This window comes from Mycolicibacterium arabiense, from assembly GCF_010731815.2.
GTDB classification, from domain to species: domain Bacteria; phylum Actinomycetota; class Actinomycetes; order Mycobacteriales; family Mycobacteriaceae; genus Mycobacterium; species Mycobacterium arabiense.
Genome location: NZ_AP022593.1, coordinates 4329059 through 4354216, shown reverse-complemented (window position 1 = coordinate 4354216; position 25158 = coordinate 4329059). Strand labels below are relative to the sequence as shown.

26 protein-coding genes and 1 tRNA gene are annotated in these 25158 nt (G+C 68.7%); 17 read left to right on the top strand and 10 right to left on the bottom strand.

Annotated elements, in window-relative coordinates:
* Positions 1-10: 10 nt before the first annotated feature.
* Positions 11-763 (bottom strand): endonuclease III, encoded by a 753-nt coding sequence (gene nth, locus G6N61_RS22585; protein ID WP_235887259.1) that lies wholly within the window; start codon positions 761-763, stop codon positions 11-13.
* A gap of 94 nt (positions 764-857) precedes the next feature.
* Here nth and G6N61_RS22580 point away from each other — a divergent pair, with 94 nt between their 5' ends.
* Positions 858-1196, top strand: a complete 339-nt coding sequence (locus G6N61_RS22580; protein WP_163921292.1) for a hypothetical protein — start codon at positions 858-860, stop codon at positions 1194-1196.
* A gap of 104 nt (positions 1197-1300) precedes the next feature.
* Entirely contained in the window at positions 1301-1975 is a 675-nt protein-coding gene (locus tag G6N61_RS22575) for a Crp/Fnr family transcriptional regulator (RefSeq protein WP_163795365.1), read from the top strand.
* A gap of 4 nt (positions 1976-1979) precedes the next feature.
* Here G6N61_RS22575 and G6N61_RS22570 read toward each other — a convergent pair whose 3' ends face one another.
* The 3 genes from G6N61_RS22570 to G6N61_RS22560 are packed head-to-tail and all read right to left on the bottom strand — an operon-like array spanning position 1980 to position 3439.
* The gene (locus tag G6N61_RS22570; RefSeq protein WP_179973507.1) at positions 1980-2762 is read right to left on the bottom strand and encodes an MBL fold metallo-hydrolase; all 783 of its coding nucleotides are present in this window, start codon (positions 2760-2762) and stop codon (positions 1980-1982) included.
* A 48-nt stretch (positions 2763-2810) separates the two neighbouring features.
* Entirely contained in the window at positions 2811-3281 is a 471-nt protein-coding gene (locus G6N61_RS22565) for a RidA family protein (RefSeq protein ID WP_163921289.1), read from the bottom strand.
* Positions 3278-3439 (bottom strand): Sp36 family protein, encoded by a 162-nt coding sequence (locus G6N61_RS22560; protein ID WP_163921286.1) that lies wholly within the window; start codon positions 3437-3439, stop codon positions 3278-3280. Before G6N61_RS22560 ends, G6N61_RS22565 begins: the two co-directional genes overlap by 4 nt.
* Positions 3440-3513: 74 nt before the next feature.
* Between G6N61_RS22560 and G6N61_RS22555 the strand changes: the two genes are divergently transcribed.
* Both G6N61_RS22555 and G6N61_RS22550 read left to right on the top strand, forming a co-directional pair.
* On the top strand, positions 3514-4542 hold the full coding sequence (locus G6N61_RS22555) for an ATPase BagA (protein WP_163921284.1): 1029 nt from the start codon (positions 3514-3516) through the stop codon (positions 4540-4542).
* Between the two features lie 34 nt (positions 4543-4576).
* Positions 4577-5701 carry an ATPase BagB gene (locus G6N61_RS22550; protein WP_163921281.1) on the top strand — a complete coding sequence of 375 codons (1125 nt, stop codon included), beginning with the start codon at positions 4577-4579 and terminating at the stop codon, positions 5699-5701.
* A 4-nt stretch (positions 5702-5705) separates the two neighbouring features.
* Here the strand turns inward: G6N61_RS22550 and G6N61_RS22545 are convergent, their stop codons facing one another.
* Positions 5706-6062, bottom strand: a complete 357-nt coding sequence (locus tag G6N61_RS22545) for a WhiB family transcriptional regulator (protein ID WP_163921279.1) — start codon at positions 6060-6062, stop codon at positions 5706-5708.
* Between the two features lie 314 nt (positions 6063-6376).
* Here G6N61_RS22545 and ponA2 point away from each other — a divergent pair, with 314 nt between their 5' ends.
* From ponA2 to G6N61_RS22520, 5 genes are all read left to right on the top strand, one after another.
* Positions 6377-8845 carry a transglycosylase/D,D-transpeptidase PonA2 gene (gene ponA2 / locus G6N61_RS22540; protein WP_163921277.1) on the top strand — a complete coding sequence of 823 codons (2469 nt, stop codon included), beginning with the start codon at positions 6377-6379 and terminating at the stop codon, positions 8843-8845.
* A 95-nt stretch (positions 8846-8940) separates the two neighbouring features.
* Positions 8941-9900, top strand: a complete 960-nt coding sequence (locus tag G6N61_RS22535; protein WP_163921275.1) for a metallophosphoesterase — start codon at positions 8941-8943, stop codon at positions 9898-9900.
* Positions 9897-11021, top strand: coding sequence for an L-cysteine desulfhydrase Cds1 (gene cds1, locus G6N61_RS22530; protein WP_163921273.1), 1125 nt, complete (start codon positions 9897-9899; stop codon positions 11019-11021). The genes G6N61_RS22535 and cds1 overlap by 4 nt, the downstream gene beginning before the upstream one ends.
* A 342-nt stretch (positions 11022-11363) precedes the next feature.
* A tRNA-Pro gene (locus tag G6N61_RS22525) sits at positions 11364-11437 on the top strand.
* 310 nt (positions 11438-11747) lie between these two features.
* Entirely contained in the window at positions 11748-12473 is a 726-nt protein-coding gene (locus G6N61_RS22520) for a DUF6766 family protein (protein WP_235887258.1), read from the top strand.
* Here the strand turns inward: G6N61_RS22520 and G6N61_RS22515 are convergent.
* The 3 genes from G6N61_RS22515 to G6N61_RS22505 form a co-directional block, all read right to left on the bottom strand.
* Positions 12470-12694: a hypothetical protein gene (locus G6N61_RS22515; RefSeq protein WP_163921271.1), complete on the bottom strand. Its 225-nt coding sequence runs from the start codon at positions 12692-12694 to the stop codon at positions 12470-12472. The two genes, G6N61_RS22520 and G6N61_RS22515, sit on opposite strands and share 4 nt — an antisense overlap.
* 84 nt (positions 12695-12778) lie before the next feature.
* Complete coding sequence (locus tag G6N61_RS22510) at positions 12779-13765, bottom strand: LLM class F420-dependent oxidoreductase (protein WP_163921269.1); 987 nt, start codon at positions 13763-13765, stop codon at positions 12779-12781.
* 33 nt (positions 13766-13798) lie between these two features.
* Entirely contained in the window at positions 13799-14263 is a 465-nt protein-coding gene (locus G6N61_RS22505; protein ID WP_163921265.1) for a GatB/YqeY domain-containing protein, read from the bottom strand.
* A gap of 82 nt (positions 14264-14345) precedes the next feature.
* Between G6N61_RS22505 and G6N61_RS22500 the strand changes: the two genes are divergently transcribed.
* Genes G6N61_RS22500 through G6N61_RS22480 form a run of 5 tightly spaced genes read left to right on the top strand, consistent with a single transcriptional unit; the run spans position 14346 to position 19690 of the window.
* Positions 14346-15533, top strand: a complete 1188-nt coding sequence (locus G6N61_RS22500; protein WP_407666291.1) for a glycerophosphodiester phosphodiesterase family protein — start codon at positions 14346-14348, stop codon at positions 15531-15533.
* A 1-nt stretch (position 15534) separates the two neighbouring features.
* The gene (locus tag G6N61_RS22495) at positions 15535-16188 is read left to right on the top strand and encodes a DUF4129 domain-containing protein (protein WP_163921261.1); all 654 of its coding nucleotides are present in this window, start codon (positions 15535-15537) and stop codon (positions 16186-16188) included.
* A 60-nt stretch (positions 16189-16248) separates the two neighbouring features.
* Positions 16249-17385: a DUF4350 domain-containing protein gene (locus G6N61_RS22490; RefSeq protein ID WP_179973505.1), complete on the top strand. Its 1137-nt coding sequence runs from the start codon at positions 16249-16251 to the stop codon at positions 17383-17385.
* Complete coding sequence (locus tag G6N61_RS22485) at positions 17382-18368, top strand: AAA family ATPase (RefSeq protein ID WP_235887257.1); 987 nt, start codon at positions 17382-17384, stop codon at positions 18366-18368. Before G6N61_RS22490 ends, G6N61_RS22485 begins: the two co-directional genes overlap by 4 nt.
* Positions 18368-19690 carry a DUF58 domain-containing protein gene (locus tag G6N61_RS22480; protein ID WP_163921259.1) on the top strand — a complete coding sequence of 441 codons (1323 nt, stop codon included), beginning with the start codon at positions 18368-18370 and terminating at the stop codon, positions 19688-19690. Before G6N61_RS22485 ends, G6N61_RS22480 begins: the two co-directional genes overlap by 1 nt.
* Here the strand turns inward: G6N61_RS22480 and G6N61_RS22475 are convergent.
* Complete coding sequence (locus G6N61_RS22475) at positions 19687-20679, bottom strand: stage II sporulation protein M (protein WP_163921257.1); 993 nt, start codon at positions 20677-20679, stop codon at positions 19687-19689. The genes G6N61_RS22480 and G6N61_RS22475 overlap by 4 nt on opposite strands.
* Positions 20680-20771: 92 nt before the next feature.
* On the opposite strand from G6N61_RS22475, the gene G6N61_RS22470 reads away from it, so the two are divergent.
* From G6N61_RS22470 to lfrA, 3 genes are read left to right on the top strand one after another with little or no spacing between them, the layout of a single operon-like run.
* Entirely contained in the window at positions 20772-21602 is an 831-nt protein-coding gene (locus tag G6N61_RS22470) for an RDD family protein (protein ID WP_407666290.1), read from the top strand.
* Positions 21603-21655: 53 nt separating this feature from the next.
* Positions 21656-22222 (top strand): TetR/AcrR family transcriptional regulator, encoded by a 567-nt coding sequence (locus G6N61_RS22465; protein WP_163921255.1) that lies wholly within the window; start codon positions 21656-21658, stop codon positions 22220-22222.
* A gap of 32 nt (positions 22223-22254) precedes the next feature.
* Entirely contained in the window at positions 22255-23943 is a 1689-nt protein-coding gene (gene lfrA / locus G6N61_RS22460) for an efflux MFS transporter LfrA (protein WP_163921253.1), read from the top strand.
* 37 nt (positions 23944-23980) lie between these two features.
* Here lfrA and G6N61_RS22455 read toward each other — a convergent pair whose 3' ends face one another.
* Entirely contained in the window at positions 23981-25129 is a 1149-nt protein-coding gene (locus G6N61_RS22455; protein WP_163921251.1) for a cation:proton antiporter, read from the bottom strand.
* Positions 25130-25158: the final 29 nt, after the last annotated feature.

Genomic DNA, 25158 nt, shown 5'->3' with positions numbered 1-25158 from the left:
CGGAGCCGACCTACAGGCCGGCCAGGGCCAGCAGGTGTTCGGTCTCCGGTCCCTTCACCAGCGGGGCGGCCAGTGCCGGGTCGGTCGGGCCGGTACCGAACGACGGGCAGTCCTTGGCCAGCACGCAGACCCCGCACGCCGGCTTGCGCGCATGGCAGACACGCCGACCGTGAAAGATGACTCGGTGGCTCAGTAGCGTCCACTCCCGGCGCTCGATGAGTCCACCGATCGCGTGCTCGACCTTGACCGGGTCCTCGAGTTCGGTCCACCGCCACCGCCGCACCAACCGGCCGAAGTGGGTGTCGACGGTGATGCCGGGGATGTCGAACGCGTTGCCCAGTACGACGTTGGCCGTCTTGCGTCCGATGCCCGGCAGCGTGACGAGTTCTTCGATGGTCTTGGGCACCTCGCCGTCGAAGCGTTCGACGAGTTCCTGACCGAGCCGCAGCAACGACGTGGCCTTGTTTCGGTAGAAGCCGGTGGGGCGGATCAGCTCCTCGAGTTCGGCCCGGTCGGCCTGGGCGTAGTCCAGCGCGGTTCGGTACCGCTTGAACAGTGCTGGAGTGGTGAGGTTCACCCGCTTGTCGGTGCTTTGCGCGGAGAGGATCGTGGCGACGGTCAGCTCCAGCGGCGTGGTGAAGTCCAGCTCGCAGTAGACGTGTGGAAATGCTTGCGCAAGAGTGCGATTCATCCGTCGCGCCCGGCGCACCAGGCCCAGGTGAGTTTCGTTGTCCCATTTCCCACCGGGCGCCCGCACAGTCACGTCGTCCAGCCTACTGACGAGGCACTTCTACGATGCTGGGACCGGTGGCAATTCGTGATCCCGCTGAGATGTTCGGCGTGTTTACTTCAGCGTTGTGTCGTGGTTGCTCGTCGCCTTCATCCCAGCATTGTTGATGCTGGCGACGTTCGGGCTGAGCCGTCTCGAGGAGAACCTCGTCGACGATGCCGTCTCCCCTGCCGACGTGGTCGCTGCGTTGGAGAAGGCCAAGGCCGACTGCGCCCGCCCCGCGGCGCCCCGCGACGACGTCGACGAGTACGACTCCAACGCCTTCTACGAACCGTACGAGCCCTTCGGCGGGCGCTACGGCGACCCCGTACTCGCCGAAGCGCCATCCGGTTTGCCGGCTCGGATATACGTCCATCACCGGACCAATCCGGAATTTCAGCCGACTCGCCAGGCGGATCGTGTGTAGCGTTGGCACGTCGAGAAGCGGCCAACCACTAGACTGAATCTGCCATTCCAAACCGGTTTTGGCCTGCGCGTGTCGTGATGACCCGAGAACATAAGAGGGGCAACGTGGACGAGATCCTGGCTAGGGCCGGAATCTTCCAGGGAGTCGAACCAGCAGCGGTCTCCGCGCTGACGAAGGAACTTCAACCTGTCGACTTTCCGCGCGGGCACACCGTCTTCGCCGAAGGCGAACCCGGTGACCGGCTGTACATCATCATCACCGGCAAGGTGAAGATCGGTCGCCGCTCCCCCGACGGTCGCGAGAACCTGCTGACCATCATGGGTCCGTCGGACATGTTCGGCGAGCTGTCGATCTTCGATCCGGGGCCTCGTACCTCGAGTGCCACCACAATCACCGAGGTTCGCGCCGTCGCGATGAACCGCGATGCGCTCAAGGCGTGGATCAAGGATCGGCCGGAGATCGCCGATCAGCTGCTGCGCGTGCTGGCCCGCCGCCTGCGCCGCACCAACAACAACCTGGCCGACCTCATCTTCACCGACGTGCCCGGCCGCGTCGCCAAGCAGCTGCTGCAGCTCGCGCAGCGCTTCGGCACCCAGGAGGGTGGTTCGCTGCGGGTGACTCACGACCTCACCCAGGAAGAGATCGCTCAGCTCGTCGGCGCCTCGCGCGAGACGGTGAACAAGGCGCTGGCCGACTTCGCCCACCGCGGCTGGATCCGCCTCGAGGGCAAGAGCGTGCTGATCAGCGATTCCGAACGGCTGGCTCGCCGAGCGAGGTAGCGAATCACTCGCGCAGGTAGTCGAGCTGCGCCTGCACCGACCACTCGGCGTGGTCCCACAGCTTCTCGTCGACGTCGGTGTACACGTGTTCGACGATCTGGCGGGCCGTGGCATCCTCGCCGAGCGCCCGTAGCGCGTCGCGCACCTGTCCGAGCCGTTCCTCGCGATGCTGCAGGTACGTCGCCGCGACGGCCTCGAGGTGGGGAAGGTCGGGCCCGTGTCCTGGCAGCACCGCACGCCGACCCAACCCCTGCAGTCGACGCAGCGACTCGAGGTAGTCGCGCAAGCTGCCGTCCTCGTTGTCGATGACGGTGGTGCCGCGGCCCAACACGGTGTCGGCGGTGAGCACCGCGTCGTCCACCAGGAACGACAGTGAATCGGCCGTGTGTCCGGGCGTCGCCAGCACGGTGATGCGCAGGCCGGCTGCGTCGATGACCTCGCCGTCGGTCAGTGGGCCGCCCATCCCCCGCAGGAATCCGCTGCCGACCGCGCGGACCACCGCACCGGTGCGGTCGACGAGTGCGTCGATGGCGTCGGTGTGGTCACCGTGCTTGTGGCTGATCAGGACGAGCGGGATCTTGCCGAGGGCCGCGATGCGCTCGACGTGTTCGTGGTCGTCCGGGCCCGGGTCGACGATCACCATCTCGTCGCTGCCCGGCCCCCGCAGCACCCAGGTGTTGGTGCCGTCGAGCGTCATCATGCCGGGGTTGTCGCACAGCAGGACCGACGCCGTGTCGGTGACGCGGCGGAGCTTCCCGTAGGCCGGGTGCTCCAGGACCTCGCTCACGCGACCTCCGCCCGATCGTCGCTCACGCCACCTCCGCCCGATCGTCGCTCACGCGACCTCGACGATGAGCTCCACCTCGACCGGCGCATTGCGGGGCAGTTCCGACACCCCGACCGCGGAGCGGGCGTGCGCGCCGGCCTCGCCGAAGATCTCGCCGAAGAGGTCCGACGCGCCGTTGACGACGGCCGGTTGCCCGCCGAAACCGGGCGCGGATGCAACGAAGCCGGTCGCCTTCACGACGCGCACCACCGAGTCGATGCCGACCAGCGCATGGACGGCGGCCAGGGCGTTCAGTCCGCAGGTCCGGGCGAGTGCCTGTGCGTCCTCGGCGGTGACCTCGGCGCCGACCTTGCCCGTCGCGACGAGTTCGCCGGCGACGATGGGCAGCTGACCTGCGGTGTAGACGAGGTTGCCTGTCCGGACCGCGGGGACGTAGGCCGCCAGTGGGGCGACCACGTCGGGCAGTTCGATGCCCAGCTCGGTCAGCCGCTCCGACCACGCCTTGTTGGCGGAGGTCACCTAGGCCGCTTCAAGTAGGCGACGTGCTGCTCGCCGGTGGGGCCCTGCAGCACCGACACCAGCTCCCAGCCGTCCGCACCCCACTGATCGAGGATTTGCTTGGTCGCATGGGTCAGGAGGGGGACCGTGGCGTACTCCCACTTGGTCGTTTCGCTCACGCGGTCCACCTCGTCATGTCAGTCATGTCGCTGAGCTTATCGGGCCGGAGGTCCGCCTTGGATAGCATGCTGGTGTGACTACGTCGTCCCCGTCCAGCAGCCGCAGCACGGTCGGCTGGCCATCTCGGCTGTCCAAGGCGAAGCTGCACTTCGTCACCGGGAAGGGCGGTACCGGCAAATCCACGGTCGCTGCCGCGCTGGCTCTGACGCTGGCCGCAGGTGGACGCAAGGTGCTGCTGGTCGAAGTCGAGGGGCGCCAGGGAATCGCGCAGTTGTTCGACGTGCCGCCACTGCCCTACGAAGAGGTCAAGATCGCCACGGCCGACGGCGGGGGCCAGGTCAACGCGCTGGCGATCGACACCGAGGCGGCGTTCCTCGAATACCTCGACATGTTCTACAACCTGGGCATCGCCGGCCGCGCGATGCGTCGCATCGGTGCGGTGGAATTCGCGACGACGATTGCACCCGGGCTGCGCGACGTCCTGCTCACCGGCAAGCTCCGTGAGATCGTGACGCGCGGCGACAAGCCGGGCAAGCAACAGGTCTACGACGCGGTCGTCGTGGACTCGCCGCCGACCGGCCGCATCGCGCGCTTCCTCGACGTGACGAAGGCCGTGTCGGATCTAGCGAAGGGCGGGCCGGTGCACGGTCAGGCCGAGAGCGTGGTCAAGGTGCTGCACTCCGACCTCACCACCATTCACTTGGTGACGCTGCTCGAGGCGTTGCCGATTCAGGAGACGGTCGAGGCGATCGAGGAACTCCGGCAGCTCGATCTGACGATCGGCAGTGTCATCGTCAACCGGAACATCCCGGCCTACCTGGCACCCGAGGATCTGAGCAAGGCCGCCGAGGGCGTCGTCGATGCCGATGCCGTGCGGGCCGGGCTGACCAAGGCGGGAATCACGTTGTCCGACGAGGACTTCGCGGGTCTGCTCACCGAGGCCATCGAGCATGCGACGCGCATCGCCGCGCGTGCCGAGAGCGCCGAGCAGCTCGACGAGATCGACGTGCCCCGGCTGGAATTGCCCGCGATCCGCGACGGCGTGGACCTCGGCAGTCTGTACGAACTCGCCGAGGAACTCGCCGCCCAGGGCGTGCGATGAGCACCCGTGCCCCGATGAACGAAGGAACCGTCTGATGAGCAGCACGGCACGCGCACTCGACATGAGCGCGATCCTGAAGGACCGGTCCAATCGAGTCGTGGTGTGTTGTGGCGCAGGCGGTGTCGGCAAGACGACCACCGCCGCGGCGATGGCGATGCGGGCCGCCGAGTACGGACGCACGGTCGTCGTGCTCACCATCGACCCGGCCAAGCGACTCGCGCAGGCGTTGGGCATCAAGACCCTCGGCAACACTCCGCAGCGGGTGCCGCTGGCGCCGGAGGTGACCGGCGAACTGCACGCGATGATGCTCGACATGCGCCGCACGTTCGACGAGATGGTGCTCCAGTACTCCGAAGGCGACCGCGCCGAGGCCATCCTGGAGAACCAGTTCTACCAAACCGTCGCGACGTCGCTGGCCGGCACGCAGGAGTACATGGCGATGGAGAAGTTGGGACAGCTTCTGGCCGAGGACAAGTGGGACCTCGTGGTCGTCGACACTCCGCCGTCGCGCAATGCGCTGGACTTCCTCGACGCGCCGAAACGACTCGGCAGCTTCATGGACAGCAGGTTGTGGAAGCTGCTGCTCGCACCGGGTCGCGGCATCGGCCGGCTGGTGACGGGCGCGGTCGGGCTGGCGATGAAGGCCTTGTCGACGGTGCTGGGTTCCCAGATGCTCGCCGACGCTGCCGGTTTCGTGCAGTCCCTCGACGCGACGTTCGGCGGTTTCCGCGAAAAGGCCGATCGCACATACGAATTGCTGAAGCGGCGCGGTACCCAGTTCGTCGTCGTATCGGCCGCGGAGCCCGACGCGCTGCGCGAGGCGTCGTTCTTCGTGGACCGGCTCACGCAGGAGAGCATGCCGCTGGCGGGGCTGATCCTGAACCGGACCCATCCGACGCTGTGCGATCTCAAGCCCGATCAGGCCAGGGATGCCGCCGAGGCGCTCGAATCCGATGACGCGTTGACCGCGGGTGTGTTGCGGATCCACGCCGACCGCGCGTTGACGGCCAAGCGGGAGGTGCGGCTGCTGTCGCGCTTCACCGGCGCGAACCCGCACGTTGCGATCGTGGGCGTTCCGTCACTGCCGTTCGACGTGTCCGACCTCGACGCGCTGCGCGCCATCGCCGATCAGATCACCGGCGACGTCGACGCTGCGTGAGGGATCAGACGGCGCTGCGCTGCTTGCGCTGGCCGGCGAAGAAGTCGGCCCAGGAGACGACCTCGGGATGCTGCTTGAGCAGGGCGCGGCGCTGACGCTCGGTCATGCCGCCCCACACGCCGAACTCGACGCGGTTGTCGAGGGCGTCGGCGCCACATTCCTGGATCACCGGGCAGTGCCGGCAGATCACGGCCGCCTTGCGCTGTGCGGCGCCGCGAACGAACAGTTCGTCGGGATCGGCCTGGCGGCACCGTGCTTGCGAGACCCACGCGATGCGAGCTTCCGCTTCCGCGCTCTGTACTACTGCGTTGACTGGGGAACTAGTTATGGTCCTGCGTGCCGCGGGCCGAGTAGCTGACACCTGCGATCCCTCCGTCCAGCCGCCGCCATCTCAGCGGTCCGTTCCAGGTGTAGAACGCTGGTGCGATCTACGCCACATTGCGACCTGAAGTGTTACCTAGATCGCACTGTGTGTCCAAGCTAGGTGGTCAGGGGTCTTTTGCGCAACAGTCAAATCACGATTTTTTGGCACGACCGTGCCGTGATGCGTACTAAAGCTGGGCTGCCGCTCGTTCGGCGTCTCCGACCGGCGGCGATGCAACCGCGGCGCCCGCGGTTGCCGAGGATGGAACGGCTCGGGCACTGAGGTCCCGCGACCTCGCTAGTCTGTAACCCATGTCCGAGAGTCCGACGTCTCGACCGCCGGGTTCGCCACCCCGCGCCGTCACGTTGATCAAGTTGTTCTGGTGCTGCGTGTTGGCCAGCGTGGTGGCTGCGGCTCTCATGTTCCCGCTCGTCGGTGGCTTCGGCCTGATGTCGAACCGGGCGTCCGACGTGGTCGCCAACGGTTCCTCCCAGCTGGTCGAGGGCGAGGTGCCCGCGGTCTCGACGATGGTCGACGCCAGGGGCAACACCATCGCGTGGCTGTACTCGCAGCGCCGGTTCGAGGTGCCCAGCGAGCAGATCGCCAACACGATGAAGCTCGCGATCGTCTCGATCGAGGACAAGCGCTTCGCCGATCACAACGGTGTCGACTGGCAGGGCACGCTGACCGGTCTGTCCGGTTATCTGTCCGGCGCCCCCGATACCCGCGGCGGGTCGACGTTGGAGCAGCAGTACATCAAGAACTACCAACTACTGGTGGTGGCGCAGACCGACGCCGAGAAGCGCGCGGCCATCGAGACCACTCCCGCGCGCAAGCTGCGCGAGATCCGCATGGCACTGACGCTCGACAAGACGTTCACCAAGCCCGAGATCCTCACCCGTTATCTGAACCTGGTGTCGTTCGGCAACGGTGCGTTCGGCGTGCAGGACGCTGCGCAGACCTACTTCGGCATCAACGCCTCGGAGTTGAACTGGCAGCAGGCCGCGCTCCTCGCGGGCATGGTGCAGTCCACCAGCACACTCAACCCGTACACCAACCCCGACGGTGCGCTGGCCCGGCGCAACGTCGTGCTCGACACGATGATCGACAACGTCCCCCAGGAAGCGGCGGCGCTGCGCGCGGCCAAAGAGCAGCCGCTGGGCGTGCTGCCTCAGCCCCAGGAGTTGCCGCGCGGCTGCATCGCGGCGGGTGACCGTGCGTTCTTCTGCGACTATGCGCTGGACTACCTGGCGCGCGCGGGCATCAGCAAGGAGCAGGTCGCCAAGGGCGGCTACCTGATCCGCACGACCCTGGACCCGGACATCCAGAACACCGTGAAGTCGTCGATCGACGGCATCGCCTCGCCGGACATCGAGGGCGTGGCCAGCGTGATGAGCGTGATCAAGCCGGGCAAGACGTCGCACCCGGTGCTGGCCATGGCCAGCAACCGCACCTACGGCCTGGACCTCGACGCCGGTCAGACGATGCAGCCGCAGCCGTTCTCCCTGGTCGGCGACGGCGGCGGCTCGGTGTTCAAGGTCTTCACCACCGCCGCGGCGATGGACATGGGCATGGGGATCAACGCCAAGCTCGACGCGCCGGGGCGGTTCCAGGCCAAGGGGCTCGGCAGCGGCGGCGCCAAGGGCTGTCCGCCCGCCACCTGGTGCGTGGAGAACGCGGGCGCCTACCGCGGCCAGCTGAGCGTCACCGACGCGCTGGCCACCTCACCCAACACCGCGTTCGCGAAACTGATCTCGACCGTCGGTGTTCAGCGCACCGTCGACATGGCGGTGCGGTTGGGGCTGCGGTCGTACGCGCTGCCCGGCACGGCCCGCGATTACGACCCCGAGAGCAACGAGAGCCTGGCCGACTTCGTCAAGCGGCAGAACCTCGGTTCGTTCACCCTGGGGCCCATCGAGGTCAACCCGCTCGAACTCTCGAACGTGGCGGCGACACTGGCCTCGGGCGGCACGTGGTGCCCACCGAGTCCCATCGACAAGGTCTTCGACCGCAATGGCGAAGAGGTGTCGGTCACCACCGAGACGTGCGATCAGGCCGTTCCCGAGGGTCTGGCCAACACCCTGGCCAACGCGATGAGCAAGGACGACACCGGCTCCGGCACCGCCGCGAGTGCCGCCGGGTCCGTCGGCTGGAACCTGCCGATGGCGGGCAAGACCGGCACCACCGAGGCGCACCGCTCGTCGAGCTTCCTCGGGTTCACCAACGAGTTCGCCGCCGCCAACTACATCTACGACGACTCGACCGCGCCCGGCGAGTTGTGCTCGTTCCCGTTGCGGCAGTGCGGGTCGGGTGACCTGTTCGGCGGCAACGAACCCGCCAGGACGTGGTTCACGGCGATGAAGCAGTTCACGCCCGACACGGTGTCCCTCCCGCCCACCGACCCCCGGTACGTCGAGGGTGCGCCGGGGTCGCGCGTTCCCAGCGTCGCGGGCATGAGCGAGGGCCTGGCCAGGCAGCGGCTGAAGGAGGCCGGTTTCCAGGTCGCGGACCAGACCACGCCGGTCAACAGCGGGTCGTCCGCAGGGTCGGTCGTCGGCACCTCCCCCTCGGGCGAGACCGTGCCGGGTTCGACGATCACGATCCAGGTCAGCAACGGCATCGCGCCGGCGCCACCACCGCCGCCGGTCGGCATCCCGATCCCGGGCATCGACGCGCCGCCGCCTCAGGTGGGGTCGACGGTCGTGCAGATCCCGGGCCTGCCGCCGATCACGGTGCCCGTGCTCGGACCGCCCCCGCCGCCACCTCCGCCGCCACCGTGACCGTGAGGGTGGACGTGCCGCTCGGACCTGCGGGTCGACCCCGTCGAGTGGCACGGAAACCCGACCGCGCGCGCCGGTGGCAGTAAGCTGCGTACATGCCCGACCCTTCCACCGTTCTGAAGAGTTCGGCGGCGGCAGCCACAGGCACGCTGGTCGCCGGGCTGGCATATGGCTCGCTGATCGAGCGCAATGCGTTCGTCGTCCGCGAGGTCACGATGCCGGTCCTGACTCCCGGCTCGTCGCCGCTGCGCGTCCTGCACCTGTCGGACTTCCACATGCGACCCGGACAGCGCCGCAAGCAGGCGTGGCTGCGTGAGCTCGCGCAGTGGAGTCCCGACCTCGTCGTCAACACCGGCGACAACCTCGCCCACCCCAAGGCGGTGCCCGCCGTCGTCCAGGCGATGGGCGACCTGCTGTCGGTGCCGGGGCTGTTCGTGTTCGGCAGCAACGACTACTTCGGGCCGCGGCCGAAGAACCCGGCGAGCTACCTGTTCGACAAGTCGCGGCGCGTCACCGGCTCTCCGCTGCCCTGGCAGGATCTGCGCGCAGCGTTCACTGAGCGCGGGTGGCACGACATGACCCACAACCGCCGCGAGATCGACGTCAACGGACTGGTGATCGCGGCAGCAGGCGTCGACGATCCGCACCTCACCCGGGACCGGTACGACACGATCGCCGGCCGCCCGAACCCGGCCGCGAACCTGTCGCTCGGTCTGGTCCACGCGCCCTACACGCGGGTGCTGGACCGGTTCGCCGAGGACGGCTATCAGCTGATCATGGCCGGCCACACCCACGGCGGTCAGCTGTGCGTGCCGTTCTACGGCGCGGTCGTCACCAACTGCGACCTCGACCCGTCGCGGGCCAAGGGACCGTCGCGGTGGGGTTCGGGTACCCAGCTGCACGTGTCGGCGGGCATCGGCACCTCGCCGTACTCACCGGTGCGGTTCTGCTGCCGACCCGAAGCCACGTTGCTGACCCTGATCGCCGCTCCCACCGGAGGCGGTTTCGCGGGCTCGACGGCGAGCGAATCGCAGCCCACCATGTCGGCGCGTTGACCGACGGGTCGTCGGTCGCTTCCCGAAGCCAGCCACGTCAGTGGGCCGACGATGCGGTCCGGTTGATCGAAGCCGACGCTCGCCGCAGCGCTGACACCCACCTGCTGCGGTATCCACTGCCTTCGGCGTGGAGCGCGTACCCGGGGCGGAGCAGCTCGGGCGGGCCGGACGTGCAGCTGTATCTGAAGGACGAGACGACCCACATCACGGGCAGCCTCAAGCACCGGTTGGCGCGCTCACTGTTCCTGTATGGGCTGTGCAACGGCTGGATCACCGAGGGCACCACGGTGATCGAGGCGTCATCGGGCTCGACGGCGGTGTCGGAGGCCTACTTCGCGGCGATGCTGGGCCTGCCGTTCATCGCGGTGATGCCTGCCTCAACCAGCGCGTCGAAGATCCGCCTCATCGAATCTCAGGGCGGGCGTTGCCATTTCGTCACCGAGGCGTCTCAGGTGTACGCCGAGGCGGAGCGGCTCGCAGACGAGACCGGTGGGCACTACCTCGATCAGTTCACCAACGCCGAGCGGGCGACGGATTGGCGCGGCAACAACAACATCGCCGAGTCGATCTTCCAGCAGATGGGCTCCGAGGCGCACCCGTGCCCAGAGTGGATCGTCGTGGGCGCGGGCACCGGCGGGACGAGCGCGACCATCGGCCGCTACATCCGCTATCGACGCCACCAGACCCGGTTGTGCGTCGTGGATCCGGAGAACTCCGCGTTCTTCCCGTCCTACGCCCAGGGGCATGCCGTCGCCGGGGCGTCGTCGCGCATCGAAGGAATCGGCAGGCCGCGGGTCGAACCGTCGTTCCTACCGGACGTCGTGGACCGAATGGTTCAGGTCCCGGACGCGTCCTCGGTGGCAGCAGCGCATCACGTGAGCGCAGTGCTGGGGCGTCGAGTGGGTCCTTCGACGGGGACGAATGTCTGGGGCGCGTTCGCCTTGATCGCCGAAATGATCGCCGACGGTCGCAGCGGGTCGGTGGTCACGCTGATCGCCGACAGCGGTGATCGCTACTCCGACACCTACTTCAGCGACGAGTGGCTGGCCAGCGCGGGGCTGGACCCTTCCGCCTCCGCGGCGACGTTGGTCGAGTTCGAACGCTCCGGCGTCTGGCCCTGATCTTCCCGGCGGCCGACCGCGTCGGACGTCAGGAACAGCCACAGGGCTGCAAGACCGAAGAATCCACCGTAGAGGGCTGCTCCCAAACCGGTCATCGATCTCTCCTTCTCCGGGCCGTGCTCGTGCACGTCCTTCGATTGTCATCAACGCCGCGATCTGCCACTTTCATCCCGCGCCGAGTCGTTACCCGATGGAGATCTTTCGTGGTCGCAACGTTGCCGTCGCGGCGTCTCGTGCTGCACTGTGGCTACCCACCCGCGTCGGGTACTACACGCGTCGTCGGTGTGACGTCGGCGTTTGGCTTCCATCGGCCCCCGTGCGATACGCTGTCGTGGCTCTCCGCGGGGTGTGGCGCAGCTTGGTAGCGTGCTTCGTTCGGGACGAAGAGGTCGTGGGTTCGAATCCCGCCACCCCGACTCGCGTTGGTGCAGTAGAAGGCTCTGATCTGGTTCATCTGGTCAGGGCCTTCTTGCATTCCACGGTCCGCCGGCTCTGCGGCGAAGGCATCCCCTGACGGTCTCGCCGACTCAAGGGGGGGAGTGAGTCGACGAGACCTGAACGAGCGCGGCACAGGGGGGTCGGCCAACCGCTCGTCTTATGTCAACACTACGGGGACGTTCGCCGAACCTGCGATCCGGCGCGCTGGCGACGACCGCGGTGAACGGTTCCCAGCACTAAACTGGTAGGGCTCGATCGACGTTCGTCGCAGTCCAACGGGAGGCAGTCATGGTGCGCCAGGACACTTCGTCTGCGAACCGCCGTCGGTCGCTGCTGCACGACAACGGCCTGCTGCTGGCCTGTCTGGCGCTGTTCGGCGCCTTCTTCGTCGGGATGATCTTGGCGGGCACCGCCACCTACAACGAGGAGCAGCGGGAACACGGCTCCACCGAGCAGGTGTCGATCATCGGGTACCTGACCACCGGCGACTTCGTGGAAGCCACCTTCGAGAACTGGGAGTCGGAATTCCTCCAGATGGGCATGTACGTCGTGTTGACGGCATTCCTGTATCAGCGGGGGTCATCGGAGTCCAAGCCGATCGACGGCGCTGCGCCTCAGGACGAGGATCCACGCAAGGCGGACGTGACCGATGCGACGCCGTGGCCGGTCCGCCGAGGCGGGTTGGCGTTGTCCGCGTATGAAGTCTCGCTGGCCGTCGCGTTCTTCGTGCTGTTCTTCGCGTCGATGGCCCTGCATGCGCTGGGAGGCAGCAGGGCGTTCAACGACGAACGACTCCAGCACGGGCAGGCTGCCATCTCGTGTGGCGGTACGTCACGACGTCGCAGTTCTGGTTCGAGTCGATGCAGAACTGGCAGAGCGAGTTCGTCGCCGTCGCCGCGATCGTCGCGCTCTCGATCTTCCTGCGTCAGCGCGGTTCGGCGGAGTCGAAGCCGGTCGCAGCGCCACACGACGAGACGAGCGCCTGATTCGCGGCGCTCGTCGGCGCGGCCCTAAGTGAGAACCGTGGCGCGGTCGTCGGCGTGTTCGTGCGCCTTCGCGTACATCGCGAACGAGCCGAACTCGGCGATTCCGATCAGGAGTACGGGCCAGATGGCACCGGCGCACAGGCTGAGCACTGCTCGATGGGGTGCAGGACGCCGGTCATCGGATACCCGGTCGCTCAACACGAACACTGTGACCGCGCTGACCAGCGCAATGACGGCGTATGTGAACATCAGCGTTGAAATCACAATTCCCCCTCGTGGTTTTGTGCTTCACGCGCGCCTGTACCCCTGGGTAGGCGACCCTAAACCCGGCGATCAACCGAGTTCATCACGCAACTTGCTGAGCAGCGGTTGAGCCGCCTCGGCGAGGAACCGATCCTGGCCTTCGTCACCGACCTGAACGAGGGCGATGTCGGTGAAGCCGGCGTCCTTGTACTCGCGCACGCCCTCGACGATGGCGTCCAGATCCGGCCCGCACGGGATCGACGACGCGGTGTCCTCCGGTCGCACGAATTGCGTGGCCCCGGCGAACCCTGCCGTCGTCGGCAGGTCGGCGTTGACTGCCCACCCGCCGGCGAACCAGCGGAACTGGTCGTGGGCGCGGCCGACCGCAGCCTCGCGATCGGGGTCCCAGCAGATCGGCATCTGACCGACCACCCGGACGTCGCCGGGTAGCCCGGTCGCCCGGCGCGCCTCGTGCCACTTGTCGACGACGTCCTTGTCGGGTTGCACGGCGATGAGGTCGTCGGCCAGCGGCGCGAAGATCTCCACCGACCGGTCCCCCGACACGGCCGCCGCGATGCGCACCCCACCCTCGGGCACGTCCCACAATCTGGCCGAGTCCACCTCGAAGTACTCGCCCTTCCAGTCGACGAGGTCGCCGGTGAACAACTCGCGCATGATCTGGATCGCCTCCCGCAGCATGTCCTGCCTGCGGGCGATCGTCGGCCAGCCCTTGCCCACCACGTGTTCGTTGAGGTTCTCGCCGCTGCCGACGCCGAGGGTGAACCGGCCGTCGGCGAGAATCTGCAGCGTCGCCGCCTGCTGCGCCACGACCGCGGGGTGGTAACGCATCGTCGGACAGGTGACGTAGGTGAACAGCTCCACGTTCTGGGTCGCGTGCGCGACGGCGCCGAGCATCGTCCAAGCATTGGGGGCGTGGCCCTGCGAACTCAGCCACGGCGAGAAGTGGTCGCTGCTCACCTCGAAGTCGAAACCGGCCTGCTCAGCTGAAACCGCGTACTCCACAAGCTGTTTCGGTCCGCTTTGCTCTGTCATCAAGGTGTAGCCAAAACGCGTCATGTCCGCCGTGTACCCGCACGACGGTGCGGAAAACTAGAGCCGCTGCTTGACCGCAGCCGACAACCGGGAGCCGTCGGCCTGGCCCGCGGCGATGGCGGTCGCCGCCTTCATCACCTGGCCCATGTTCTTCATCCCGGGGCGTTCCCCGATCTCCTCGGCCACCTGTGCGATCGCGGTGTCCGCCACGTTGGCGACTTCCTCGTCGTTCAGCTGCGTCGGCAGGTACTCGTCTATGACGCTGGCCTCGGCCCGCTCGTTGGCCGCGAGTTCGCCACGTCCGTTCTGCACGTAGATCTCTGCGGCCTCGCCGCGCTTGCGGGACTCTCGGGCGAGCACCTTCAGCACGTCCTCGTCGGTCAGGTCGCGCGCCGCCTTGCCCGAGACCTCCTCGGCCTGAACTGCGGCCAGCAGCATGCGCAGCGTCCCGGTGCGCAGCTTGTCCTGCGCCTTCATCGACGCCGTCAGATCCGCCCGCAACCGCTCCTTGAGTTCCGCCATGAGCCAAACGGTACGCCGGGGACGGGTTGGCGCGATGATCGAACGCGTTGTGAAACCCCTCGGCTGTCGACAGGATGGGGGCATGAGCAACGACGCCGGCGGGTACGGTCCGCCCCCGGGTTACGGCACGCCTGCCTACGGTGCGCCGCCTGCCTACGGACCGTCCGGTTACGGACCGCCACCGGGCTACTACGGTCCACCACCGGGATACGCGCCACCACCGCCGGGCTACCCGGGTCATCCGCCGCCGGGATATCAGCCGGGGTTCGGCGGGTTCACGCCTCCCCCATTGAAGCCGGGCATCATTCCGCTGCGGCCGCTCACGCTGTCCGACGTGTTCAACGGTGCGTTCGCCTACGTGCGGGCCAATCCGAAGGCCACACTCGGGCTCACCGCGATCGTGGTGGTCGTCGCGCAACTCATCTCGCTGCTGCTGCAGGTCGGGCCGATCGCCGCGGTGTCGTCGGTCGACTACGCCGAACAGAGCAGAGACATGGAGATCGCGGCCGTCCTCGGTCTCGCGCTGTCCACCACCCTGGGGGCGCTCACCACGGTGCTCTCGGCGATCGTGCTCAGCGGCCTGCTCACCGTCGTGATCGGCCGCGCGGTCTTCGGCGCCGACATCAGCATCGGCGACGCGTGGCGCCGGGTGCGCGGTCGGCTGCTCGCCCTGTTCGGCATCGTCGGCATCGAGGTGCTCGGGGCGACGCTGATCATCGGTCTGGTGATCGGGATCATCGCGATGGTCGCCTACATCATCGGCGGGGTCGCAGCCGTGGTCCTCGGAATCCCGTTGGGTCTGGCTGCGATCGCGGCACTGTTCTACCTGGGGACGATCCTGCTCTTCGCACCCACGCTGGCGGTGCTGGAGCGCCTGCCGGTGATGGCGTCCATCCGACGGTCGATCGCGTTGGTGAAGAAGGACTTCTGGCGCGTGCTGGGGATCTGGCTGCTCGGCCAGTTGGTGGCCGCGATCATCGCGGGTGCGGTGTCGATTCCGTTCAGCATCGGCGGCCAACTCTTCCTCGGCACCGACCCGTCCGCGTCGGGCACCGTCCTCGCGCTGGTGCTGTTGTCGATCGGTTCGGCGATCGGGCAGATCGTCACCGCCCCGTTCACCGCCGGCGTGGTCGTCCTGCTCTACGCCGACCGCCGCATTCGTGCCGAGGCGTTCGATCTGGTGTTGCAGACCGGCTTTGGCATCCCGCCGTACGCGCCGTCGGACTCCACCGACCACCTCTGGCTGACGTCGCAGACTCCACAGCGGTGACGTGTCGGCTCTAGACATCGACGGCGATGCCGCACGCGACGCCGCGCAACGTGAACTGTCCAAACCCATCTACCCGAGGGCATCGCTGACCGACCGCATCGGGGACTGGGTCGACGACCTGATCTACAAGCTGATGGTCGAGGGATCGTCGATCCCCGGCGGTTGGATAACGATCGGGGTGCTGCTCGCGATCGTCGCTGCCGCAATCGTGGTCGCCGCGCGGATAGCGCTGCGCACCATGCGAACCGACCGCGGACACGACGCGACATTGTACGGTAGCCAGGAACTCACGGCCGCCGAGCACCGCGCCGCGGCCGACCGGGCCGCTGCGAGCGGCGAGTGGGCGGTGGCCATTCGGCACCGGCTGCGCGCCGTCGCACGCAGCCTCGAGGAGAGCGCAGTGCTGACCGCCGTGCCCGGCCGCACGGCCACCGAACTCGCACGTGACGCGAGTGCCCCATTCCCGGCACTGCGCACCGAATTGCGTCGCGCTGCAGACGTCTTCAACGACGTCACCTACGGTGAGCGGCCGGGCACCGAAGCCGAGTACCGCCTCGTCGCCGACCTCGACGACCACCTGGGCACCCGTGCCTCGTCGGCGGTCGAGTCGACTGCCGGCGATGGTGAACGTGGCGGATGGGCTGAAGTCCGATGAGCGCTTGCGCGAAGAGAGTCGAGTCGCGATGAGCGCTTGCGCGAAGAGAGTCGAGTCGCGATGAGCGACACCGTAATCGGGCAGTCCGTCGGCCAGCGCTGGCGCACCATCCGCTGGGTGCTGCTGGCACTCGGCGTCATCACCGCGGTGTCGGTGCTCACCACGTACCTGACGGAGTCGCATCCGGGCGGGCCGATGGACCCGGAGTCCACCTCCCCCGACGGCGTCCGGGCCCTGGTCTCGCTGCTCCGCGAGGAGGGCGTCGAGGTCATCGACGCATCGAGTCTCGAGGAGGTACGCCGCGCGGCACGGCCCGACACCCTGCTCGTCGTGGCCGAGACGTACTTCCTCGTCGACGACGACGGCCTGCGCGCCCTCGCCGGGTTGCCGGGCGACCGGCTGCTGGTGCAGCCGGTGTCCCCCACGCGGGAAGTGCTCGCTCCGGAGATCTCGGTCGCCGACGAGACCAGCTTCGGCGGCGAACCCGACTGCGACATGCGCGAAGCCGAGCGCGCCGGTGCCGTCGAACTCGGCACCAGCGCCACCTACGAGGCCGCGGGCGGCGTCGACCTGACCCGTTGTTACGGCGGCGCGCTGGTCCGCTACAACGACGGCGAGCGCACGATCACGACCGTCGGCACCGCCGACTTCATGACCAACGCCAAGCTGGCCAAGGAGGGCAACGCCGCCCTCGCGATGAACCTCGTCGGTAGCCGCGACCGCGTGATCTGGTACGTGCCAACCTTCGTCGAGGGCGAATCGGATTCCACCGCGTCCGTCACCGACCTCATCCCCGACCGGGTGGCGTGGATCGTGCTGCAGCTGTGCCTTGCCGTTCTGCTCGTCGCGCTGTGGCGCGGCCGACGGGTAGGCCCCCTGGTGGCGGAGGAAATTCCGGTCGTGGTGCGGGCATCGGAGACCGTCGAGGGCCGCGGCAGGCTGTACCGGTCTCGGCGTGCCCGCGACCGCGCTGCCGATGCCTTGCGAACGGGCACGCTGCAACGCATGCTGCCGCGCCTCGGGCTGACCGCGACGAGCGATCCGCCCGCCGTGATACAAGCCGTCGCATCGCGCATCGGCGGCGATCCGAATGCCCACGCACACTGGTTGTTCGGGCCGACGCCCAGCACCGACACCGAGCTGGTCACCCTGGCCAACAACTTGGACGACATCGAAAGGCAGGTCTCCCAGTCGTGACAGTGCCAACTCCCGCCCACCACCCCACACAATCCGACCCGGACTCCGCACGAAACGCGCTCCTCGCCCTGCGCGGCGAGATCGGCAAGGCGGTCGTGGGTCAGGACGCCGTGGTCAGCGGCCTGGTGATCGCGCTGCTCTGCCGCGGCCACGTGCTGCTCGAAGGCGTGCCGGGCGTGGCCAAGACGCTGTTGGTGCGCACGCTGTCGGCCGCACTGCAACTGGACTTCAAGCGGGTGCAGTTCACGCCCGACCTGATGCCCGGTGACATCACGGGTTCGCTGATCTACGACGCCCGGACCGCCGAGTTCGAGTTCCGTTCCGGCCCGGTGTTCACGAATTTGCTTCTAGCCGATGAGATCAACCGCACCCCACCCAAGACCCAGGCGGCGCTCCTCGAGGCGATGGAGGAGCGTCAGGTCAGCGTCGACGGCGAGGCGCGACCGCTGCCGGACCCGTTCATCGTCGCGGCGACGCAGAACCCCATCGAGTACGAGGGCACCTACCAGCTGCCCGAGGCTCAGCTCGACCGGTTCCTCCTCAAGCTCAACGTGCCACTGCCACCGCGCGATCAGGAGGTCGCCATCCTGTCGCGGCACGCACACGGCTTCAATCCGCGCGACCTGTCGGCCGTCCGTCCCGTGGCCGGCCCGGCCGAACTGGCCGCCGGCCGCGCGGCCGTCGCGCAGGTCCTGGTCGCCGACGAGATCCTCGGCTACATCGTCGACATCGCCGGTGCCACACGGCGATCGCCGTCGCTGCAGCTCGGCGTCTCACCGCGTGGCGCGACCGCTCTCCTGTCGACCGCGAGGTCGTGGGCGTGGCTGTCGGGTCGCAACTACGTGACGCCCGACGACGTCAAGGCCATGGCACGACCGACCCTGCGACATCGCATCGCGCTGCGGCCCGAAGCCGAACTCGAGGGCGCCAACCCCGACGGCGTCCTCGACGGCATCCTGGCCTCGGTCCCGGTCCCCCGCTAGTGTTCCTCACCGGCCGCACGGGACTGATCGCACTGCTGTGCGTTCTGCCCGTCGGCCTGTCTCCCTGGCCCGCAGCGACGTTCGTGGTCCTGCTGGTCCTCCTGGTGGCGGCGGTGGTCGCCGACGTGGCGCTGGCCGCGGGCACCCGACGGCTGACGTTCACCCGCTCGGGTGACACGGCGGCCCGCCTCGGCGAGCCCGTCGACGCCACGCTGGTGGTCGAGAACGTCGGCGGCCGTCGCTTCCGCGGGGTCGTCCGCGATGCCTGGTCGCCTTCGGCGCGCGCCGAACCGCGCATGCATCACGTCGACGTCGCGGCGGGACGCCGGCACGGCGTGGTCACCACGCTGCGGCCGATGCGCCGCGGCGATCAGCGCTCCGCGGTCGTGACCGCGCGTGCGCTCGGCCCACTGGGTTTGGCGGGCAGGCAGAGTTCGCACCGGGTGCCGTGGCAGATCCGCATCCTGCCACCGTTCCTGTCCCGCAAGCACCTGCCGTCGCGGCTGGCGAAGTTGCGTGAGCTCGACGGCATGGTCCCGGTCCTCATCCGTGGCCAGGGCACCGAATTCGACTCGCTGCGTGAGTACGTCGTCGGCGACGACGTCCGGTCGATCGACTGGCGCGCGACTGCTAGGCGCGCCGATGTCGTGGTCCGCACGTGGCGTCCCGAACGCGACCGCCGCATCGTCATCGTCCTCGACACCGGCCGCACGTCGGCGGGCCGCGTCGGCATCGACCCCACGTCGAGCGACCCCAGCGGTTGGCCGCGGCTGGACTGGTCGATGGACGCCGCACTGCTGCTGGCGGCGTTGGCCTCTCGCGCGGGCGACCACGTCGACTTCATCGCCCACGACCGCGTCTCGCGGGCAGGGGTGTTCAACGCGTCCCGCACCGAACTCCTGGCCCACCTCGTCGAGGCGATGGCGCCGCTGCAGCCCGCACTGGTCGAATCGGACGCCGCCGCGATGGTGGCGACCGTGCAGCGGCGCATCCGCAGGCGGGCGCTGGTGATCCTGCTGACCGACCTCAACCCGTCGGCGCTCGACGAAGGGTTGATGAGCGTGCTGCCGCAACTGGCGGCCAAGCACCAGGTGATGGTCGCCGCGGTTGCCGACCCTCGGGTCGACGCGCTGGCCGCAGGGCGGGCCGACGCCGCTGAAGTCTACGACGCAGCGGCCGCCGAACGCTCGCGCAACGAGCGGCTGGCGATGGCCGCTCGGCTGCGGCGTCACGGCGTCGACGTCGTCGACGCCGAACCCGAAGACCTTGCACCGGAACTCGCCGACCGCTACCTCGCGATGAAGGCGTCGGGCAAGCTCTAGCCGGTCGGAACCACGTCGGGCGCGTCGGCGACGTCCCCGGTCTCACCCGCGCGAACGGCCCTGCGGCCGAAGTGTATTACGTAGGCCAGGAATGCGACCTCGGCGGCCACGCCGATCGCGATCCGCACGAACGTCGGGAACGGTGACGGCGTGACGAGCGCCTCGATCAGGCCGGACACCAGCAGCACCACCGCGAGACCGACGGCCACCGGAATCATGGCGCGACCACGTTCGGCGAGGACCTGACCGCGCGGCCGGTCGCCCGGCGCCACCACCGACCACCCCAGCCGCATGCCTGCCGCAGCAGCCAGGAACACCGCCGTCAGCTCGAGCAGTCCGTGCGGGGTGAGCAGGCCGAGGAAGAGGTCGCCCTTGTCGGCGTTGAACATCAGCCCGCCGGTGACGCCGAGGTTGGCGGCGTTTTGGAACAGCACGTACGGGATGGGGATGCCCAGCACGATCGCGAACGCGATGCACTGCGCGGCCACCCAGGAATTGTTGATCCACACCCGTAGCGCGAACGACCCCGCGGGGTTCTCGCTGTAGTACGAGGCGAAGTCCTCGTTGACGAGCCGCGCGATGTCCGTCGGCGTCCCGATCGCCGACTGCACCTCGGGGTTTCCAGCCACCCAGACGCCGATGAGTCCCGCGACGGCGAAGAACACGACCGCCGTGGACAGCCACCACCGCCACGTCTGATAGGCGACGAGGGGGAACGACACCGTCCAGAACCGGGTGAACTCGCTCCACAGCGGCGCGTGCGCCCCGGTGACGGCCGACCTGGCCCGCGCAACCAGACCGGAGAGCCGCCCGACGATGACCGGATCGGCCGACGCCGACCGCACCATCGACAGATGGGTCGACACCCGCTGGTACAGGTCGACCAGCTCGTCGACCTCGTCGCCGGTGAGTCGCCGGCGCCGCTTCACGAGGTGCTCGAGGCGGTCCCACGTCGCGCGGTGAGCGAGCACGAACGCGTCGACATCCACGTGAAAAATCCTACGTGCGCGACCTAGTAGCGTGGGTCATCATGGTGGCGCAGCCGATGGTGACCGGCGACGCGGTGGTGCTCGACGTCCAGGTGGCGCAGCTGCCGGTGCGTGCGCTGTCGGCGTTCATCGACGTCACCGTGGTGTTCGTCGCGTACGTGATCGGCATCGTCCTGTGGGCGTTCACGCTGGCCGACCTCGACCCGGCGTTCTCGGCGGCGGTGCTCATCATCTTCACCGTGCTGGCGATGGTCGGGTATCCGGTGATCTTCGAGACGGCGACCCGCGGTCGCTCGCTGGGCAAGATCGCCATGGGTCTGCGCGTGGTCTCCGACGACGGCGGTCCCGAGCGGTTCCGGCAGGCGCTGTTCCGCGCGCTGGCCGGTTTCGTCGAGATCTGGATGCTGGCCGGCGGCCCCGCGGTGATCTGCAGCATGGCCTCGGCGAAGGGCAAGCGCCTCGGCGACGTGTTCGCGGGCACGATGGTGATCAGCGAACGCGCGCCCCGGATGAGTCCTCCCCCGCCGATGCCGCCGCAGCTGGCGTGGTGGGCGGCGTCGCTGCAGCTCTCCGGCCTTTCGTCGGACCGCGCCGAGCGGGCACGCCAGTTCCTCTCCCGCGCACCGCAATTGGACCCCCGGTTCCGGGACGAGATGGCGTACCGGATCGCCACCGAGGTCGTCGCCCAGGTGTCGCCGCCGCCCCCGCCAGGTGCCCCACCGCAGCTGGTACTGGCCGCGGTACTGGCCGAACGTCACCGTCGCGAGCTGGCGCGGATGCAGTCGGCCGCGCAGCAGTCCCCGCCCGTCGGCCCTCCGCCGCCCGGGTACGGGCCGCCGCCGCAGCATTGGAGTCCGCCGCCGGCCGCACCTCAGCCGCAGCCGCAGCCCCAGGCGCCCGGCGGTTTCGCCCCGCCGGAGTGAGCCAGTGGGACATCACTGTCCCACTATGGACCAGCTGTGCTAGATTTGGCGTCATGGTTGCACTCCCGTCGAACGAAGGTGGTCCGCGCTCGCGGACGCGCCGGGCGATCCTCGAGGCCGCCATGGTCGTGCTCGCCGACAATGGCACCGCGTCGTTGGCCGACATCGCGTCGGCCGCCGAGGTGGGTCGCAGCACACTGCACCGCTACTTCCCGGAACGCTCGGAGCTGCTCAAGGCGCTCGCGCTGCACGTCCACGGCCTGAGCAACGCCGCGATCGCCCGTGCGGAACCCGACTGCGGGCCGCCGCTCGAGGCGCTGCGACGCGTGGTGGAGAGCCAGCTCGACCTGGGCCCGATCGTGCCGTTCGTCTACGCCGAGCCGAGCCTGCAGGCCGACAAGGAGCTGGCTGCGATCCTCGACACCGGCGACGAGGCGATAGTCGAAGTGCTCGACCGGGTGGCGACCGACGGCACCGCCGGGCCGCCCTGCTGGCCCCGCCTCGTCTTCTGGGCGCTGCTCAACGCCGGCTACGAGGCCGTCGCCAAGGGCACCCCGCGGGTGCAGGTGGTCGACGCCATCATGGCGAGCCTCGTCCACGGCACCATCAACTCCGACTGACCAAGCTCGACCCAACCTCACCAGGAGCGACAATGTCTTCCCGGTCAGACGCCGTGACGGCGTCCGTCCCCACCCCGCGACGCGCGTGGGCAGCACTGACGGTGCTGCTCCTACCCGTGCTGCTCATCGCGGTGGACAACACCATCTTGGCGTTCGCGCTGCCGAGCATCGCCCAGGAGTTCCGCCCGTCGGCGACCACGCAGTTGTGGATCGTCGACGTCTACTCGCTGGTGCTTGCGACCCTGCTGATCGCGATGGGCAGCCTGGGCGACCGGATCGGCCGCCGCCGGCTGCTGATGATCGGTGCCGCGGGCTTCGCGGTCGTGTCCGCGGTGGCGGCGTTCGCGCCGAGCGCGGGCGCACTGGTCGCGGCCCGTGCGGTGCTCGGCTTCTTCGGCGCCATGCTGATGCCGTCGACGCTGTCGTTGATCCGCAACATCTTCGCCGACGCCAACGCTCGCCGGCTCGCCATCGCGATCTGGGCTTCGTTCTTCACCGCGGGATCCGCGCTGGGACCGATCGTCGGCGGCGCGCTGCTCGAGCACTTCCACTGGGGCGCAGTGTTCCTGGTGGCGGTGCCGATCCTGCTGCCGCTGCTGATCCTGGCGCCGCGGCTGGTGCCGGAATCGCGTGACCCCAACCCGGGCCCGCTCGATCCGATCAGCGTCGTGCTGTCGCTGACCACCATGCTCCCGCTGGTGTGGGCGGTGAAGACCGGTGCGCACGACGGGTTGTCGTGGCCGATCGCCGCCGCGCTCAGCCTCACCGCGGTGTCGGCATTGGTGTTCGTCCGTCGCCAGAACCGCAGCGCCACACCGATGCTCGACATCAAGCTGTTCGGCTACGCCCCGTTCGCGTCGTCGGTGCTCGCGAACTTCCTGTCGATCGTCGGCCTGATCGGGTTCATCTTCTTCATCTCCCAGCACCTGCAGTTGGTGCTCGGACTGAGCCCGCTTGCGGCTGGTCTGATGACGCTGCCGGGTGCGGTGCTGTCGATGATCGCCGGCATCTCGGTGGTGCGGTTCGTCCGCTGGTTCGCGCCGCACACGCTGACCATCGTCGGCCTCGTGCTGGTGTCGGTGGGCTTCTGGATGATCCTGCTGTTCCGCCACGACCTGACCGTCGCCGCGGTAGTGGTGTCGTTCATCGTGCTCGAACTCGGCGTGGGCATCTCGCAGACGATCACCAACGACACCATCGTGTCGTCGGTGCCCGCCGACAAGTCCGGTGCGGCCTCGGGTGTCTCGGAGACCGCCTACGAGTTGGGTGCCGTCGTTGGCACGGCGACGCTCGGCACGATCTTCACGGCGTTCTATCGCAACAACGTCGACGTGCCAGGTGGGTTGACCGCCGCTCAGAGCGCCGACGCGGGCGAGAGCATCGGTGGCGCCGTGTCGGTGGCCGCACAGCTGCCACCCGCCCAGGGCGAGGGACTGTTGGCGTCGGCGCGGGTCGCGTTCGACTCGGGCATCGCGCCGACCGCGACCATCGCGGGGACGCTCGTGCTCGTCGCCGCGGTGGCGGTCGCGTGGGCGTTCCGCAAGCGGAACACCCAGGGGGATGACGCGGACCGGCCCGTAGCGGCACCGACCCCACCGGTGGCGTCGCGGCCGGGACGCGGTGCCACGGCCCTGAGCAAGCAGTCCAGCCGTGCCGCGCGTCGGCCGCGGACGCCTCGGCCGGATCGACCGCGTCCGGTCGGGAGTCCAGCGGAACGTTGACGGCCGTCGTGCCGGCGTAGGCCGTCAGCCCCGTCGCCTACTGGGCGGCAGCGGGCTGACGGCGCCTGGCCACGCTGCCGGCAACCGACGTGACGGTGATGGTGATGAGGGCGCCGAGGATGAGTGCCGCCGGCTCACCGGGGCTGAGCAGGCCCTCCTCGGTGCCCAGTGTGGCGGCGGCGACGGGTACGCCGAGCTGCGCTGCGGACAACGCCGCCAGCGGAAGTGGTTGGCCCAGTAGACGTCCCGTGCCGTGTGCGATCACCGCACCGATACCCAGCGCCACCCCGAGTCCGATGAACTCCGGATGTTCGCCGAGTTCGCGCACCTGCAGCGAGGCGCCCAGCCAGACGAAGAACAGCGGTCCGAAGAAGCCCTCGGTGATGCCGAGCAGTTGCCGCGCCAGCCGTTTAGGCTCGCCGATGCCGTTCACGACGAGCCCGAGTGCGAAGCCCGCCAGCATGACCGATACGTGGGTGCGCAGGGCCAGGGCCGACAGGGCGAAGAGCAGGATCAGGCTGAGCCGCAACTCGAGTGCCAGCTCGTGGCGCTTCGAGTACTCGCGCACCTTCTTGCGAGTGCCGTTGTGTTCGAAGTGTCGCAGTACGAAGAAGATCGCGACCGTGCACACCGCGATGGCCAGTGCCCCCAACGCCGCCTGCAGCGCCCGGCCGGGGGCGATCGCCAACGGCAGCGCCACGATGCACGCGGCGTCGGCGATGGCGATCTGCGCCTTGACCGACAACACGGGGGGCCCGTTGAGCTTCAACGCGTCGATGATGGGCAGCGCGACGGCAGCCGACGAGGATGCCATCAGCACCGCGTACAGCAGGGCATGGCCGGTGCCGAAGACGTAGGCCATCGCCACCCCGAGCACCGCTGCGACCACGCCGACGGCGACGGCGCGCAGGGCGGCCTTGCCGACGCCCGCGCGAAGCGTCGAGTCCCGGACGGGCACATGGGTTCCGACGACGAACATGACCAGCGCGAAGCCGATGTCCGCCAGCAGCTTGAACGTCGGATCGGTGGTGTCGACGACGTCGAAACCGGTGCGGCCGACGAGCATTCCCGCCACCAGCTCGCCGATGATGACGGGTATGGCCAGCCGTGGCACCGCGGTGAGCAGTGGGCCCACCATGCCGATGACCACCAGCAGGGCCAGCGTGTGGAACCCGAAGCCGGCCATCAGGTCACGATAGACCCGATGGCCGCCCC

Excerpts from the sequence above, each read along its gene's own strand:
- G6N61_RS22550 (WP_163921281.1), top strand. The coding sequence starts at position 4,577 with ATGAGCAGCACGGCACGCGCACTCGACATGAGCGCGATCCTGAAGGAC.
- ponA2 (WP_163921277.1), top strand. The coding sequence starts at position 6,377 with ATGTCCGAGAGTCCGACGTCTCGACCGCCGGGTTCGCCACCCCGCGCC.
- G6N61_RS22535 (WP_163921275.1), top strand. The coding sequence starts at position 8,941 with ATGCCCGACCCTTCCACCGTTCTGAAGAGTTCGGCGGCGGCAGCCACA.
- G6N61_RS22520 (WP_235887258.1), top strand. The coding sequence starts at position 11,748 with ATGGTGCGCCAGGACACTTCGTCTGCGAACCGCCGTCGGTCGCTGCTG.
- G6N61_RS22515 (WP_163921271.1), bottom strand. The coding sequence starts at position 12,694 with ATGTTCACATACGCCGTCATTGCGCTGGTCAGCGCGGTCACAGTGTTC.
- G6N61_RS22510 (WP_163921269.1), bottom strand. The coding sequence starts at position 13,765 with ATGACGCGTTTTGGCTACACCTTGATGACAGAGCAAAGCGGACCGAAA.
- G6N61_RS22505 (WP_163921265.1), bottom strand. The coding sequence starts at position 14,263 with ATGGCGGAACTCAAGGAGCGGTTGCGGGCGGATCTGACGGCGTCGATG.
- G6N61_RS22500 (WP_407666291.1), top strand. The coding sequence starts at position 14,346 with ATGAGCAACGACGCCGGCGGGTACGGTCCGCCCCCGGGTTACGGCACG.
- G6N61_RS22490 (WP_179973505.1), top strand. The coding sequence starts at position 16,249 with ATGAGCGACACCGTAATCGGGCAGTCCGTCGGCCAGCGCTGGCGCACC.
- G6N61_RS22465 (WP_163921255.1), top strand. The coding sequence starts at position 21,656 with ATGGTTGCACTCCCGTCGAACGAAGGTGGTCCGCGCTCGCGGACGCGC.
- lfrA (WP_163921253.1), top strand. The coding sequence starts at position 22,255 with ATGTCTTCCCGGTCAGACGCCGTGACGGCGTCCGTCCCCACCCCGCGA.
- G6N61_RS22455 (WP_163921251.1), bottom strand. The coding sequence starts at position 25,129 with ATGGCCGGCTTCGGGTTCCACACGCTGGCCCTGCTGGTGGTCATCGGC.